This is a genomic window from Streptomyces sp. 8L (assembly GCF_020176795.1).
Lineage (GTDB): Bacteria > Actinomycetota > Actinomycetes > Streptomycetales > Streptomycetaceae > Streptomyces.
The window spans coordinates 1-14,711 of sequence record NZ_JAIUKE010000330.1 but is presented as its reverse complement, the minus strand read 5'-3'; the positions used below and the strand labels follow the sequence as shown (position 1 = coordinate 14,711).

At 71.2% G+C, this 14,711-nt stretch carries 16 protein-coding genes and 1 pseudogene; 9 read left to right on the top strand and 8 right to left on the bottom strand.

From position 1 onward, the window contains the following. Positions 1-158 precede the first annotated feature (158 nt). Complete coding sequence (locus LCE31_RS25005) at positions 159-1,034, bottom strand: helix-turn-helix transcriptional regulator (RefSeq protein WP_225017856.1); 876 nt, start codon at positions 1,032-1,034, stop codon at positions 159-161. 140 nt (positions 1,035-1,174) lie between these two features. After that, entirely contained in the window at positions 1,175-2,029 is an 855-nt protein-coding gene (locus tag LCE31_RS25000) for an SDR family NAD(P)-dependent oxidoreductase (protein ID WP_225017853.1), read from the bottom strand. A gap of 207 nt (positions 2,030-2,236) precedes the next feature. Here LCE31_RS25000 and LCE31_RS24995 point away from each other — a divergent pair. The 9 genes and pseudogenes from LCE31_RS24995 to LCE31_RS24955 form a co-directional block, all read left to right on the top strand. Next, positions 2,237-2,392, top strand: a pseudogene (locus LCE31_RS24995) (ISL3 family transposase); the annotation flags it as partial. Between the two features lie 126 nt (positions 2,393-2,518). Further along, complete coding sequence (locus LCE31_RS24990; RefSeq protein ID WP_225017851.1) at positions 2,519-3,163, top strand: HAD family hydrolase; 645 nt, start codon at positions 2,519-2,521, stop codon at positions 3,161-3,163. 77 nt (positions 3,164-3,240) lie between these two features. Beyond that, the gene (locus LCE31_RS24985) at positions 3,241-4,482 is read left to right on the top strand and encodes an MFS transporter (protein WP_225017848.1); all 1,242 of its coding nucleotides are present in this window, start codon (positions 3,241-3,243) and stop codon (positions 4,480-4,482) included. Further along, positions 4,442-5,623 (top strand): acetoin utilization protein AcuC, encoded by a 1,182-nt coding sequence (locus LCE31_RS24980; protein WP_225017846.1) that lies wholly within the window; start codon positions 4,442-4,444, stop codon positions 5,621-5,623. Before LCE31_RS24985 ends, LCE31_RS24980 begins: the two co-directional genes overlap by 41 nt. A gap of 236 nt (positions 5,624-5,859) precedes the next feature. Then, positions 5,860-6,675 carry a phosphatase gene (locus LCE31_RS24975; protein WP_225017836.1) on the top strand — a complete coding sequence of 272 codons (816 nt, stop codon included), beginning with the start codon at positions 5,860-5,862 and terminating at the stop codon, positions 6,673-6,675. Between the two features lie 128 nt (positions 6,676-6,803). Beyond that, a complete protein-coding gene (locus LCE31_RS24970) occupies positions 6,804-7,016 on the top strand; it encodes a helix-turn-helix domain-containing protein (RefSeq protein WP_225017838.1) in 213 nt (70 codons plus the stop codon). 121 nt (positions 7,017-7,137) lie between these two features. Then, positions 7,138-7,236 carry a 30S ribosomal protein bS22 gene (locus LCE31_RS24965; RefSeq protein ID WP_003948845.1) on the top strand — a complete coding sequence of 33 codons (99 nt, stop codon included), beginning with the start codon at positions 7,138-7,140 and terminating at the stop codon, positions 7,234-7,236. 161 nt (positions 7,237-7,397) lie between these two features. Then, positions 7,398-8,534, top strand: a complete 1,137-nt coding sequence (locus LCE31_RS24960; RefSeq protein WP_225017840.1) for an NAD-dependent epimerase/dehydratase family protein — start codon at positions 7,398-7,400, stop codon at positions 8,532-8,534. 1 nt (position 8,535) lies between these two features. Then, positions 8,536-9,609: a lysophospholipid acyltransferase family protein gene (locus LCE31_RS24955; protein WP_225017843.1), complete on the top strand. Its 1,074-nt coding sequence runs from the start codon at positions 8,536-8,538 to the stop codon at positions 9,607-9,609. Positions 9,610-9,697: 88 nt separating this feature from the next. Here the strand turns inward: LCE31_RS24955 and LCE31_RS24950 are convergent, their stop codons facing one another. From LCE31_RS24950 to LCE31_RS24925, 6 genes are all read right to left on the bottom strand, one after another. Further along, positions 9,698-10,771, bottom strand: a complete 1,074-nt coding sequence (locus tag LCE31_RS24950; protein WP_225017843.1) for a lysophospholipid acyltransferase family protein — start codon at positions 10,769-10,771, stop codon at positions 9,698-9,700. A gap of 1 nt (position 10,772) precedes the next feature. Beyond that, positions 10,773-11,909: an NAD-dependent epimerase/dehydratase family protein gene (locus LCE31_RS24945; protein ID WP_225017840.1), complete on the bottom strand. Its 1,137-nt coding sequence runs from the start codon at positions 11,907-11,909 to the stop codon at positions 10,773-10,775. Between the two features lie 161 nt (positions 11,910-12,070). Beyond that, positions 12,071-12,169 (bottom strand): 30S ribosomal protein bS22, encoded by a 99-nt coding sequence (locus tag LCE31_RS24940; RefSeq protein ID WP_003948845.1) that lies wholly within the window; start codon positions 12,167-12,169, stop codon positions 12,071-12,073. A gap of 121 nt (positions 12,170-12,290) precedes the next feature. Then, positions 12,291-12,503 carry a helix-turn-helix domain-containing protein gene (locus tag LCE31_RS24935; protein WP_225017838.1) on the bottom strand — a complete coding sequence of 71 codons (213 nt, stop codon included), beginning with the start codon at positions 12,501-12,503 and terminating at the stop codon, positions 12,291-12,293. Between the two features lie 128 nt (positions 12,504-12,631). Continuing rightward, entirely contained in the window at positions 12,632-13,447 is an 816-nt protein-coding gene (locus LCE31_RS24930; protein WP_225017836.1) for a phosphatase, read from the bottom strand. A 236-nt stretch (positions 13,448-13,683) separates the two neighbouring features. Beyond that, positions 13,684-14,711, bottom strand: a 1,028-nt coding sequence (locus LCE31_RS24925) for an acetoin utilization protein AcuC (RefSeq protein ID WP_225017834.1), incomplete at its 5' end; no start/stop codon positions are given.

The following is a 14,711-nucleotide window of genomic DNA, read 5'->3' as shown; positions in this document are numbered from 1 at the left end:
AATTGTTGAGTATGTGGGAAGGGTCTGCACGGTGTGCAGGCCCTTTCCGCATATCCAGACCCATATATCCAGACCCATTCACCGCGCCCCCTTTTCTGGCTCATCCCAATTCGCGGACCGCTCGGACTGTTTGTAACCGGTTACAGGTAATTTGCCGGTTAGTTGATTGTTCGGCGGTCGGCGTCAGGCAGTGACGGCTGTGTCCAGTTGGCCAGCAGGGTGAGCGCTTCGTGCGAGGTTGTTCCTGGCTCTGTTGTGTAGATGTAGAGCGTTTGGGAGATGTCGCCGGGCAGCGGAAGGGACTCGAACTGCACATCGAGGACGCCGACGATGGGATGGTCGAGGCGTTTGGTGCCGTGGGTGCGCTGGTGGACCCGGTGGGCGGACCACCAGTGTTGAAAGTCGGGGCTGGCGAGGGACAGCTCACCGATGAGCAGCTGGGTGCCCTGGTCGTTCGGTGTCGAGGCGGCGTCGAGGCGGAGGGCCTCGACGGCGTTGCGTGCCTGCTGCTCCCAGTCGAGGAACAAGGAGCGTGCGTGATCGTCGAGGAGCAGCCAACGCGCATAGTTGCGGTGCTTGGTCGGCATGGCCTCGAAGTCGGCGAACAGCGCACGCGCGAGCCTGTTCGAGGCAAGGACGTCAGTGCGGCGACCCAGGATCATGGCGGGCTGCGAGATGAACGAGTCCAAGAGCTGATGCAGGCCGGGGCGGACGCGTTGGACGGAGGGACGAGGGCGAGTGACCGGCGGTCCCACAGCACCGATCAGTGTGTGCAGGTACGCCTGTCCTGCGGCGTCGAGATCCAGTGCCCGGATCAGCGCCTCGATGACCTGGGTTGACGGCGTGACGTCTCGGCCTTGTTCGAGGCGTGTGTAGTAATCGGTGGAGACTCCTGCGAGTAGAGCGACCTCTTCGCGGCGCAACCCGGGAACACGCCGTATCCGCCCATCGGGGAGCAGCCCGGTCGACTCGGGGTCACGGCCGGCGCGCGCGCGACGGAGGAATTCTCCTAGCTCGTGGTGTGGCTCGCTCATGGCGTCATTCTCCCCCTGACGAGGTCTGCTTCGCGCCGAGATGCCGGCAGGCGGCCTGGCGCGGGGCCGGCGCTGCGAGTGTTTCCGCGACACCGGCCCCCTGAGGGGCATGCGGATTCTGTCTGTGCGGAGCTGATCGCTCAGCGCACGTAGTCCGTGCTGTGCGCGAGCACACGGCCGGCGAGGATCTCGGCCTTGAGTGAGTCGGCCTTGCCCTCGGCGAGGCTGGAGGAATCGGACCCGAGCTGCTGGCGCAACGGGCCGTCCTCGCGCTGTGCGATGGTGATCAGAGCCTCGGCAGCCTTGGCAGGGTCGCCAGGCTGGCTGCCGGGCATCGCCTGGTGGGCCTGGATCATCTCGCGGATGCCGGGGTAGGCGTCCGAGACGTCGTCGGCGAGGGCGAGGGAGTCGTCGGTGAGGAAGTCGGTGTTGAAGTAGCCCGGCTCCACGATCGACACACGGACCCCGAAATCGGCGACCTCTGCGGCCAGGGACTCTGAGAGTCCTTCAAGGGCGAACTTCGCCGCGCAGTACAGGCCCCAGCCGGGGAAGGAGAGGACCCCGAGGATCGAGGAGATGCTGACGATGTGTCCACTGCCTGCGGCACGCATCTGCGGCAGGACGGAACGGATCACGTTCCACGAGCCACCGATCTGCACGTCGAACATCGCCTGCACGTCCGCGCTGCTGGTCTCCTCGACTGCGCCGAGATATCCGTAGCCGGCGTTGTTGACCACGACGTCGATCCGGCCGAAACGCTTGGTGGTCTCGCTGATGGCGTGGGTCACTTGGGCCTCATCGGTCAGCGACACCTCCAGGGCGAGCAGGTTCGAGGTGTCGACGCCGGCCAAACCGGCCAGGAGGCGCTCGGCGGAGCGCGTCGTGGCAGCGACCTGATCGCCGCGCTCGAGCAAATGGGTCACCAGCGCGAGCCCCAGGCCGCGCGATGCGCCGGTGACGAACCATGCGGCGGGACGATCAGTGGGGTAAGACACAAGGGGGTTCCTTTCTCGGTGGACCCCTTCACTTTCGCCCCCCAACCAGCACCGATAACGCTTCACATCTAGCCCCATCACGCCTAGGACCCGCAGACCCACCCAGGCCGAGCCTGCGGAACAACACGCTCTTCTTGGACGAATGTGAAGCGGACGGCCGGGAGCCTGCGGACAGGCAGGCGTCGAGGTCTCCCGATGATGGGAGCTCTGGGGGCCGCCTGGAACACGGCCAACGATGCCGTTTCGGCCGAAGGCAAGCGCGTTTTGATCGACGACCGGCAACTCTTCGACGGGGTCGCTGTGATCGGCGGGGACGAGCCCGTGTGGCGACGCACCCGGCGCGGCGACAAGTACGTCACCGTACCGACGATCGAGCAGACGGACGCGAGATGATGGCCAAGCTCACCGCGCCCCCTTTTCCAGGGTGGCCAGGGCGGCCGGGGTGGTGTGCCGCGCACGCCGTGACGAGGCACCTCTAGGGTCGTGCGTATGCGTTACGACCTGATCATCTTCGACAACGACGGCGTCCTCGTCGACAGTGAGCCGATCTCCAACACGATCCTCGCCGCATACCTCACCGAGTTGGGGCACCCCACCACGTACGAGGAGTCCGTGCGCGACTACATGGGGGCGGCGCTGCACCGGGTGCACGATCTGGTCGCGGAGCGCACCGGAAGGCAGCTGCCCGGAGACTTCGACGACACCCTGCACGCCCGGGTGTTCGCCGCGTTCGAGCGTGAACTCCGCCCGGTGGACGGGGTGCCCGAGGTACTGGACGGACTGCGGGCCGAGGGCGTCCCGTACTGTGTGGCCTCCTCCGGGGGCCATGAGCGGATTCGAGTGGGGCACCGCACGACCGGGCTCGACCGATGGTTCTCCGACGATGTCATCTTCAGCGCCGAGGACGTCGGGCGCGGCAAGCCCGCCCCCGACCTCTTCCTCCACGCGGCCGAGCGCATGGGAGTCCGGCCCGGGCGGTGCGCCGTGGTCGAGGACAGTCCGCTCGGGCTGGCGGCGGGACAGGCCGCCGGGATGGACGTATACGCGTTCACCGCGATGACACCCGTGGACGAACTGGCCGGTGCCGACGGCTACTTCTCCACGATGGCCGAACTGCCGGCGCTGCTCGCGTAGCCCGCCGCCAGGCGGCCTCCGATTGGGTCTGCGCATTCTCTACCCATCGGTAGCCACGCGTTCTACGCTGTCGCGCCATGACGGATGCGCGGCTGCGGCGGGGCCGGTTCTCCCTCTGTGTGAGTTTCTTCGCCCAGGGGGTGACGTTCGCCCTGCTGGTGACCCGTATCCCCGCGATCCAGGACCGGTATGGGATACCCGACGGGCTGCTGCCGGTGTTCCTGGCCGCCGTGCCGGTCCTCGCGGGCGCCGGAAGCGTGCTCACCGAGCGGGTGGTGGCCCGGGTGCGGCCCGCGCTGCTGCTGCGGTGCCTCCAGCCGGTGGTCATGCTCGCGCTGCTGGGCGTCGGCGCGGGCGGCGAGATGTGGCAGGCCGCCGCCTGCCTCGGCGTGTTCGGGCTGGCCGTGGGCGGGCTCGACGCGTCGATGAACATGCTGGGCGTGAGCCTCCAGCGCACATACGGCCGGAGCATCATGCTCGGCTTCCACGCCGCGTACAGCCTCGGCGGGATCGTGGGGGCGTCGCTCGCCTGGGCCGGCGCGCACTGGGATCTCGCGCTGTTCGTCTCGTACCTGCCCGCGGTGGCGGTGCTGCTGCCCGCGGCCCTGATCGGAAGCCGGTGGTACGCGGACGCCGACCCCCCGGCGGTGGTGCCGGATGCGGGGCCCGGCGCGCCGGCGGACGGCGGGCCGGCCCGCGAGGGCGCTTCCGGTGTGGTGTTCCGTGCGCTGCTGCCGCTGTGCCTGGTGATGGCGTTCGCGTACATCGGCGACTCGACCGTCTCCAACTGGTCGGCCAAGTACCTCAAGGACACGCTGGGCAGTTCGGCGGAGCTGGCGACCGTCCCGTACAACGCGTACATGGTGACGACGCTGCTCGGCCGGGCGCTCGGGGACCTCGGGGTGCGGCGGTTCGGTCCCGTCCCCGTCGTGCGGTTCGGGTCGCTGCTCGCGGCGGCGGGGTTCGCGGTGGTGGCCGCGGCGACCGGCGCGTGGTCCGGGATTCTCGGCTTCACGCTGCTGGGGTTCGGTCTGTGCCTGCTGGTGCCGCAGTGTTTCGCGGCGGCGGGCCGGATGTTCCCCGCCGCGAGCGACGCGGCCGTCGCACGCCTCAACATCTTCAACTATGTCGGATTCCTGATCGGCGCGCCGCTGGTGGGGGCGCTGGGCGACGCCTGGAACTACCGGGGGGCGATGCTCGTGCCGATGGTGATGGTCGCGGCGACGCTGTTCTACGCCCGCTCGTTCGCGCGGGTGCCCGGCGGATACGGTGGCGGGCATGACGGGAAGGAACGGCCGCGCACTGCTGATGTGGGATGACGCGGTCACCGCGTACAGGTTCGGTGCCGATCACCCGATGGACCCGGTGCGGCTCGCGCTGACCATGGGGCTGGTACGGGCGTACGGGCTCGACGAGGCCGTCGACGTGCGGTCGGCGCCGCCGGCCGGGGACTCCACGCTGGGGCTCGTACACCGGCAGGACTATGTGGACGCGGTGCGCGCGGCGTCGGAGGACCCGCGCTCGGCGGACCCCTCCTACGGCCTGGGCACGGTGGACGATCCGGCGTTCGCGGGGATGCACGAGGCGTCCGCGCTGATCGCGGGTCTCTCGGTGGCGGCGGCCGAGGCCGTGTGGGGCGGCGGGGCCGCGCACGCGGTGAACTTCACCGGCGGGTTGCACCATGCCATGCCGGGCGCGGCGTCCGGGTTCTGCGTGTACAACGACGCGGCCCTCGCCATCGCGCGGATGCTGGAACTCGGCGCGGAACGCGTCGCGTACGTCGATACGGACGTGCACCACGGGGACGGTGTCCAGGCCGCGTTCTGGGAGGACCCGCGGGTCCTGACGATCTCGCTGCACGAGGACCCGCGGACGCTGTTCCCGCAGACGGGCTGGCCGCAGGAGACCGGGTTCGGCGCGGGCGAGGGCGGCGCGGTGAACGTGGCGCTGCCGGCGGGGACGGGCGACGCCGGCTGGCTGAGGGCGTTCCACTCCGTGGTGCCCGAGCTGGTGGCGGACTTCCGGCCGCAGGTTCTGGTGTCGCAGCACGGCGCGGACACCCACTTCGAGGACCCGCTGGCGCACCTGGCGGTGTCGCTGGACGCGCAGCGCGCGGCGCAGTCCGCCTGCCACGACCTGGCGCACGAGTACGCCGACGGCGGCCGGTGGCTGGCGCTCGGAGGCGGCGGCTACGAGGTGGTGGACGTGGTGCCGCGGTCGTGGACGCATCTCGTGGGCATCGCGGCGCACCGTCCCGTCGAGCCCGAGTCGGTGCTGCCCGCGTCGTGGAGGGACGAGGTGTACGCGCGGACACGGCAGTTGGGGCCCGGCCGGATGACGGACGGCAGGGCGCCCGCGTGGCAGTCGTGGGAGGCGGGGTACGACCCGGCGGACCGGCTGGACCAGGCGATCAGGGCGACCCGCACGGCGGCGTTCCCGCTGCGGGGGCTGCTGCCGTAGAGGCTCCGGCGGTTTCGGTTTCGGTTTCGACGGCTGCGGCTGCGGCTGCGGCTGCGGCGGTTGCGTCGGCTGCGGTGGGCCCGGGCCGTGGGCGTGTCCGCCGGCGGGGGCGGGCGGGCCCGGCCCGCCCGGTGGCCGGGACGACGTACCGTTCGTACAGGAGTGTGTTACGCCAACCGTGGGGCATCCCCGGGGTTGTGGGGCGGCGGCCCGTGCGGTGCGGAAGCATCGGGCGGGTGCTGACTACCGGGGCGCTTCGCGCGCATCTGCTGGCGGCCCGCCTCGCCGGGCCCGTCGCCACCTCGCGGGAGGCGAGCCTGCGCGCCTACCGGCTGTTCGCGGCGCGAGATCCGCGGGCCACGCTGGGGCTGGCGTCCGAACGGGGCTGGCGCGAGCGGGATCTGCTGCGGCTCATGGCGGAGCGGTGCGGGGTGTCGGCCGACCCGCTCCATGTGACGGGGCCCGATGTCATCGATCCCGAGCGGACGTTGGACGCGCTGGACGCGTTCGCGCGGCGCCTCGCGCTCGCCGCGTCGCGTGGGTCCTGTGTGCTGTTCGGGACGGGCCATCCGGACCGGCTGCTGGGGTTCTACGGCGATATCGCAGACGCCTTGTCGACGGCGGGATGTGATGTCCTCATGCCGGCGCAGGGGAGATGTGTCGACATAGCGACCCGGTTCGGTCTACGCACATACCGCTTGGACTATGTCCGGGGAGTGGCGTTGGTGCGTGAACCGGGAGCGCGGTGCGCCGGGAGTGAGACCGGCGCACACTCCCATTCGCCGCTGCCCGTACGGATGGTCCTGGAGGCCGCCGCGGCTGCGGGAGGGCCGCTTCCCGACCTGGTCGTGGGGGACCACGGATGGGTCTGCGGTGCAGGTCAGCTCGGTGTCGAGGCGATCGGCCTGGCAGACACGGACGACCCGGCCGTGTTCGTCGGCGAAGCGGAGGGCAGGGTCTCCGTGGCGGTGCCGCTGGACGATGCCGCGCGCTCCGCCTACTACCGTCCACTGGTGCGGTATGTACTCAATCGAGCGTGTCTGTCACGGTAAGCAGCCGTGAGGTGCTCCTCTTCCCCACTCGTACCACCCGCCCCTACCCTGGTAGTGAGCGCACAGCGACGAAGAGTCACCGGAGGGGAAGCCGGCGGCCGTTGCAGTGCGGAAGGTACAGGTGGGTCATGGCTGCTGGCAATGAAAGGCCTCTCAACGAGGTCAAGTTCCTTACCGTGGCGGAAGTCGCCTCGGTGATGAGAGTGTCGAAGATGACCGTGTACCGGCTGGTGCACAGCGGTCATCTGCCGGCGATCCGGGTGGGCAGGTCCTTCCGGGTTCCGGAGCAAGCGGTTCACGAGTACCTCAGGGACTCCTACGTGGGGGTGGAATCGGCCTGACGGAGGCCGTCGGCTCCCCTCGGATTACGTCCGCCACTCGGCGGCGGGTAGGCTGGCCCGACGTAGGTCGTGTGGGCCCAGACGCCCCGCACCGAGTGAGAAGAAGTGAGCGAGGGTAGTCGTGGGCTCTGTTATCAAGAAGCGGCGCAAGCGGATGGCCAAGAAGAAGCACCGCAAGCTGCTCAAGCGCACGCGCGTTCAGCGTCGCAACAAGAAGTGAGCGAGTCCCCGCGAAGGCGGGGACGTTGCCGGAAACGGCACGCTGTACGCAGTGGCGGCCCTCCCGCCGGTATCCGGTGGAGGGGCCGCCATCTCGCATGTCCTGAGCCTGTGCGTTCGCGGGCCGCCCGGTTCGCGATCCGTTGAGGAAAGGCGCCGTCCGTGGGCAGAGTGGTGCTCGTCACCGGAGCCGCCAGGCAGCTCGGGGGCCGTCTCGTACGGCGCCTGCGGCGTGAGCCGGGCGTGGAGCGGGTCGTCGCGGTGGACGCGGTCGACCCCGGGCACGCCCTGGACGGCGCGGTGTTCGTCCGCGCCGACATCCGGAAACCGGCGATAGCGCGCGTGCTGGCCGAGCACCGGGTCGACACGGTCGTCCACATGGATGTGACGGGCACTCCGCTCGGCGGCGGCAGCAGGGCCTCCGTCAAGGAGAGCAACGTGATCGGCACCATGCAGCTGCTCGGTGCCTGCCAGAAGTCCCCCGCGGTGCGCCGCCTCGTCGTGAAGTCCAGCACCAGCGTGTACGGGTCCGCGCCACGGGACCCGGCCGTCTTCACGGAGACGACACCGCCGAAGTCACTGCCGAGCGGCGGCTTCGCGAAGGACGCGGTGGAGGTCGAGGGGTACGTGCGCGGCTTCGCACGCAGACGCCCCGACGTCGCCGTGTCCGTGCTGCGGTTCGCCAACATCCTCGGTCCGACGGCGGACACACCGCTCGGCGAGTACTTCTCGCTGCCGCTGCTGCCGACGGTCTTCGGCTACGACCCGCGGCTCCAGTTCGTGCACGAGGACGATGTGATCGGCGTCCTGCTGCTCGTGGCCGACGAGGAGCGCAGCGGGTCGCGCGGCAGCGGCACGTTCAATGTGGCGGGTGACGGGGTGCTGCTGCTGTCGCAGTGCGCGCGACGGCTCGGCAGCCCGACGGTGCCGGTGCTGCTGCCCGCGGTGACCTGGATGGGGTCCGCGCTGCGCACGACCGGCATGACGGACTTCGCGCCGGAGCAGATCAGGCTGTTGACGCACGGCAGGGTCGTCAGTACGGACCAGATGCGCGAGACACTGGGGTTCGCGCCCGCGTACACGACGGCGGAGGCCTTCGAGGCCTTCGCGCGCGGCCGGGGCGCGGGGCTGGTGCCGCCGCGGGCGGCCGGTGACTTCGTGGACCGGCTGTCGGTGGTGGCGGGCCGGGCCGCGGGGTTCGCCGCGGAGCGGCTCGCGGACCTCGCGGAGGACCGCTCCCCGCGCCACGGGCACGACGGTACGGGCGGGGACGACGACGCGGGCGAGGAGCGCGAGTGACATGGCCGATGCCAAGGTGATTCCGTTCGGCGACGGGAGCGGCAACGGGAGCGGCAAGCGTCCGCGCGGGCGGGGCACGAGCGCGGGGCGCGGCGGCGGCCACGAGAGGCCGCCGTCCGGCGCGGACCGCCCGCCGCTGCGGCCGGTGCCCGAGCCCGCCGCAGGGCCGGGGGCCGGCTCGGGCGGTGGCTCCGCCGACACCGGTACCGCCCGGGACGCCGGCGACGAGGGACGGCCGGGCTGGGAGGAGCGGATCGCGGCGGGCCTCGCCTTCCTGCGGCGCCGCGTGACGGGCGAGTACGAGGTCGACGACTTCGGCTACGACGAGGACCTCACCGACCAGGTACTGATGTCCCTGATCAGGCCCCTGTACGAGAACTACTTCCGGGTCGACGTCAAGGGCATCGAGAACATCCCGTCCGAGGGCGGCGCGCTGGTGGTGGCGAACCACTCGGGGACGCTGCCGCTGGACGGGCTGATGATGCAGGTCGCCGTGCACGACCACCATCCGGCGGACCGGCGTCTGCGGCTGCTCGCGGCCGACCTGGTGTTCATGCTGCCGGTCGTCAACGAACTGGCCCGCAAGGCCGGTCACACGCTGGCGTGCACGGAGGACGCGGAGGAGCTCCTCGGCCGCGGCGAGGTCGTGGGCGTGATGCCGGAGGGCTTCAAGGGCCTCGGCAAGCCGTTCGGCGAGCGGTACAAGCTCCAGCGGTTCGGCCGGGGCGGCTTCGTGTCGACGGCGCTGCGGGCGGGCGTGCCGATCGTGCCGTGCTCGATCGTGGGCGCGGAGGAGATCTATCCGATGCTGGGCAACGCGAAGACGCTGGCGCGGCTGCTGGGCATCCCGTACTTCCCGCTGACGCCGACGTTCCCGTGGCTCGGGCCGCTGGGGGCGGTGCCGCTGCCGACGAAGTGGACGATCCAGTTCGGTGCGCCGATCCCGACGGACGGGTACCCGCCGGAGGCGGCCGAGGACCCGATGCTGATGTTCAACCTCACGGACCAGGTGCGCGAGCAGATCCAGCACACGCTGTACAAGCTGCTGGTGCAGCGCAGGTCGGTGTTCTTCTGAGGCGTCCGCCCGGTGTTCCGCGTGCGTGAGGGGGTGGTTCCCGGCCGGGAACCACCCCCTCACGCACGCGGAACACCGGGCGGACGCCTCAGAAGAACACCGACCTGCGCTGCACCAGCAGCTTGTACAGCGTGTGCTGGATCTGCTCGCGCACCTGGTCCGTGAGGTTGAACATCAGCATCGGGTCCTCGGCCGCCTCCGGCGGGTACCCGTCCGTCGGGATCGGCGCACCGAACTGGATCGTCCACTTCGTCGGCAGCGGCACCGCCCCCAGCGGCCCGAGCCACGGGAACGTCGGCGTCAGCGGGAAGTACGGGATGCCCAGCAGCCGCGCCAGCGTCTTCGCGTTGCCCAGCATCGGATAGATCTCCTCCGCGCCCACGATCGAGCACGGCACGATCGGCACGCCCGCCCGCAGCGCCGTCGACACGAAGCCGCCCCGGCCGAACCGCTGGAGCTTGTACCGCTCGCCGAACGGCTTGCCGAGGCCCTTGAAGCCCTCCGGCATCACGCCCACGACCTCGCCGCGGCCGAGGAGCTCCTCCGCGTCCTCCGTGCACGCCAGCGTGTGACCGGCCTTGCGGGCCAGTTCGTTGACGACCGGCAGCATGAACACCAGGTCGGCCGCGAGCAGCCGCAGACGCCGGTCCGCCGGATGGTGGTCGTGCACGGCGACCTGCATCATCAGCCCGTCCAGCGGCAGCGTCCCCGAGTGGTTCGCCACCACCAGCGCGCCGCCCTCGGACGGGATGTTCTCGATGCCCTTGACGTCGACCCGGAAGTAGTTCTCGTACAGGGGCCTGATCAGGGACATCAGTACCTGGTCGGTGAGGTCCTCGTCGTAGCCGAAGTCGTCGACCTCGTACTCGCCCGTCACGCGGCGCCGCAGGAAGGCGAGGCCCGCCGCGATCCGCTCCTCCCAGCCCGGCCGTCCCTCGTCGCCGGCGTCCCGGGCGGTACCGGTGTCGGCGGAGCCACCGCCCGAGCCGGCCCCCGGCCCTGCGGCGGGCTCGGGCACCGGCCGCAGCGGCGGGCGGTCCGCGCCGGACGGCGGCCTCTCGTGGCCGCCGCCGCGCCCCGCGCTCGTGCCCCGCCCGCGCGGACGCTTGCCGCTCCCGTTGCCGCTCCCGTCGCCGAACGGAATCACCTTGGCATCGGCCATGTCACTCGCGCTCCTCGCCCGCGTCGTCGTCCCCGCCCGTACCGTCGTGCCCGTGGCGCGGGGAGCGGTCCTCCGCGAGGTCCGCGAGCCGCTCCGCGGCGAACCCCGCGGCCCGGCCCGCCACCACCGACAGCCGGTCCACGAAGTCACCGGCCGCCCGCGGCGGCACCAGCCCCGCGCCCCGGCCGCGCGCGAAGGCCTCGAAGGCCTCCGCCGTCGTGTACGCGGGCGCGAACCCCAGTGTCTCGCGCATCTGGTCCGTACTGACGACCCTGCCGTGCGTCAACAGCCTGATCTGCTCCGGCGCGAAGTCCGTCATGCCGGTCGTGCGCAGCGCGGACCCCATCCAGGTCACCGCGGGCAGCAGCACCGGCACCGTCGGGCTGCCGAGCCGTCGCGCGCACTGCGACAGCAGCAGCACCCCGTCACCCGCCACATTGAACGTGCCGCTGCCGCGCGACCCGCTGCGCTCCTCGTCGGCCACGAGCAGCAGGACGCCGATCACATCGTCCTCGTGCACGAACTGGAGCCGCGGGTCGTAGCCGAAGACCGTCGGCAGCAGCGGCAGCGAGAAGTACTCGCCGAGCGGTGTGTCCGCCGTCGGACCGAGGATGTTGGCGAACCGCAGCACGGACACGGCGACGTCGGGGCGTCTGCGTGCGAAGCCGCGCACGTACCCCTCGACCTCCACCGCGTCCTTCGCGAAGCCGCCGCTCGGCAGTGACTTCGGCGGTGTCGTCTCCGTGAAGACGGCCGGGTCCCGTGGCGCGGACCCGTACACGCTGGTGCTGGACTTCACGACGAGGCGGCGCACCGCGGGGGACTTCTGGCAGGCACCGAGCAGCTGCATGGTGCCGATCACGTTGCTCTCCTTGACGGAGGCCCTGCTGCCGCCGCCGAGCGGAGTGCCCGTCACATCCATGTGGACGACCGTGTCGACCCGGTGCTCGGCCAGCACGCGCGCTATCGCCGGTTTCCGGATGTCGGCGCGGACGAACACCGCGCCGTCCAGGGCGTGCCCGGGGTCGACCGCGTCCACCGCGACGACCCGCTCCACGCCCGGCTCACGCCGCAGGCGCCGTACGAGACGGCCCCCGAGCTGCCTGGCGGCTCCGGTGACGAGCACCACTCTGCCCACGGACGGCGCCTTTCCTCAACGGATCGCGAACCGGGCGGCCCGCGAACGCACAGGCTCAGGACATGCGAGATGGCGGCCCCTCCACCGGATACCGGCGGGAGGGCCGCCACTGCGTACAGCGTGCCGTTTCCGGCAACGTCCCCGCCTTCGCGGGGACTCGCTCACTTCTTGTTGCGACGCTGAACGCGCGTGCGCTTGAGCAGCTTGCGGTGCTTCTTCTTGGCCATCCGCTTGCGCCGCTTCTTGATAACAGAGCCCACGACTACCCTCGCTCACTTCTTCTCACTCGGTGCGGGGCGTCTGGGCCCACACGACCTACGTCGGGCCAGCCTACCCGCCGCCGAGTGGCGGACGTAATCCGAGGGGAGCCGACGGCCTCCGTCAGGCCGATTCCACCCCCACGTAGGAGTCCCTGAGGTACTCGTGAACCGCTTGCTCCGGAACCCGGAAGGACCTGCCCACCCGGATCGCCGGCAGATGACCGCTGTGCACCAGCCGGTACACGGTCATCTTCGACACTCTCATCACCGAGGCGACTTCCGCCACGGTAAGGAACTTGACCTCGTTGAGAGGCCTTTCATTGCCAGCAGCCATGACCCACCTGTACCTTCCGCACTGCAACGGCCGCCGGCTTCCCCTCCGGTGACTCTTCGTCGCTGTGCGCTCACTACCAGGGTAGGGGCGGGTGGTACGAGTGGGGAAGAGGAGCACCTCACGGCTGCTTACCGTGACAGACACGCTCGATTGAGTACATACCGCACCAGTGGACGGTAGTAGGCGGAGCGCGCGGCATCGTCCAGCGGCACCGCCACGGAGACCCTGCCCTCCGCTTCGCCGACGAACACGGCCGGGTCGTCCGTGTCTGCCAGGCCGATCGCCTCGACACCGAGCTGACCTGCACCGCAGACCCATCCGTGGTCCCCCACGACCAGGTCGGGAAGCGGCCCTCCCGCAGCCGCGGCGGCCTCCAGGACCATCCGTACGGGCAGCGGCGAATGGGAGTGTGCGCCGGTCTCACTCCCGGCGCACCGCGCTCCCGGTTCACGCACCAACGCCACTCCCCGGACATAGTCCAAGCGGTATGTGCGTAGACCGAACCGGGTCGCTATGTCGACACATCTCCCCTGCGCCGGCATGAGGACATCACATCCCGCCGTCGACAAGGCGTCTGCGATATCGCCGTAGAACCCCAGCAGCCGGTCCGGATGGCCCGTCCCGAACAGCACACAGGACCCACGCGACGCGGCGAGCGCGAGGCGCCGCGCGAACGCGTCCAGCGCGTCCAACGTCCGCTCGGGATCGATGACATCGGGCCCCGTCACATGGAGCGGGTCGGCCGACACCCCGCACCGCTCCGCCATGAGCCGCAGCAGATCCCGCTCGCGCCAGCCCCGTTCGGACGCCAGCCCCAGCGTGGCCCGCGGATCTCGCGCCGCGAACAGCCGGTAGGCGCGCAGGCTCGCCTCCCGCGAGGTGGCGACGGGCCCGGCGAGGCGGGCCGCCAGCAGATGCGCGCGAAGCGCCCCGGTAGTCAGCACCCGCCCGATGCTTCCGCACCGCACGGGCCGCCGCCCCACAACCCCGGGGATGCCCCACGGTTGGCGTAACACACTCCTGTACGAACGGTACGTCGTCCCGGCCACCGGGCGGGCCGGGCCCGCCCGCCCCCGCCGGCGGACACGCCCACGGCCCGGGCCCACCGCAGCCGACGCAACCGCCGCAGCCGCAGCCGCAGCCGCAGCCGTCGAAACCGAAACCGAAACCGCCGGAGCCTCTACGGCAGCAGCCCCCGCAGCGGGAACGCCGCCGTGCGGGTCGCCCTGATCGCCTGGTCCAGCCGGTCCGCCGGGTCGTACCCCGCCTCCCACGACTGCCACGCGGGCGCCCTGCCGTCCGTCATCCGGCCGGGCCCCAACTGCCGTGTCCGCGCGTACACCTCGTCCCTCCACGACGCGGGCAGCACCGACTCGGGCTCGACGGGACGGTGCGCCGCGATGCCCACGAGATGCGTCCACGACCGCGGCACCACGTCCACCACCTCGTAGCCGCCGCCTCCGAGCGCCAGCCACCGGCCGCCGTCGGCGTACTCGTGCGCCAGGTCGTGGCAGGCGGACTGCGCCGCGCGCTGCGCGTCCAGCGACACCGCCAGGTGCGCCAGCGGGTCCTCGAAGTGGGTGTCCGCGCCGTGCTGCGACACCAGAACCTGCGGCCGGAAGTCCGCCACCAGCTCGGGCACCACGGAGTGGAACGCCCTCAGCCAGCCGGCGTCGCCCGTCCCCGCCGGCAGCGCCACGTTCACCGCGCCGCCCTCGCCCGCGCCGAACCCGGTCTCCTGCGGCCAGCCCGTCTGCGGGAACAGCGTCCGCGGGTCCTCGTGCAGCGAGATCGTCAGGACCCGCGGGTCCTCCCAGAACGCGGCCTGGACACCGTCCCCGTGGTGCACGTCCGTATCGACGTACGCGACGCGTTCCGCGCCGAGTTCCAGCATCCGCGCGATGGCGAGGGCCGCGTCGTTGTACACGCAGAACCCGGACGCCGCGCCCGGCATGGCATGGTGCAACCCGCCGGTGAAGTTCACCGCGTGCGCGGCCCCGCCGCCCCACACGGCCTCGGCCGCCGCCACCGAGAGACCCGCGATCAGCGCGGACGCCTCGTGCATCCCCGCGAACGCCGGATCGTCCACCGTGCCCAGGCCGTAGGAGGGGTCCGCCGAGCGCGGGTCCTCCGACGCCGCGCGCACCGCGTCCACATAGTCCTGCCGGTGTACGAGCCCCAGCGTGGAGTCCCCGGCCGGCGGCGCCG

Coding starts and splice junctions, on each gene's coding strand:
- LCE31_RS24970 (WP_225017838.1), top strand. CDS start 6,804: ATGGCTGCTGGCAATGAAAGGCCTCTCAACGAGGTCAAGTTCCTTACC.
- LCE31_RS24980 (WP_225017846.1), top strand. CDS start 4,442: ATGACGGGAAGGAACGGCCGCGCACTGCTGATGTGGGATGACGCGGTC.
- LCE31_RS24950 (WP_225017843.1), bottom strand. CDS start 10,771: ATGGCCGATGCCAAGGTGATTCCGTTCGGCGACGGGAGCGGCAACGGG.
- LCE31_RS24935 (WP_225017838.1), bottom strand. CDS start 12,503: ATGGCTGCTGGCAATGAAAGGCCTCTCAACGAGGTCAAGTTCCTTACC.
- LCE31_RS24985 (WP_225017848.1), top strand. CDS start 3,241: ATGACGGATGCGCGGCTGCGGCGGGGCCGGTTCTCCCTCTGTGTGAGT.
- LCE31_RS25005 (WP_225017856.1), bottom strand. CDS start 1,034: ATGAGCGAGCCACACCACGAGCTAGGAGAATTCCTCCGTCGCGCGCGC.
- LCE31_RS24955 (WP_225017843.1), top strand. CDS start 8,536: ATGGCCGATGCCAAGGTGATTCCGTTCGGCGACGGGAGCGGCAACGGG.
- LCE31_RS24990 (WP_225017851.1), top strand. CDS start 2,519: ATGCGTTACGACCTGATCATCTTCGACAACGACGGCGTCCTCGTCGAC.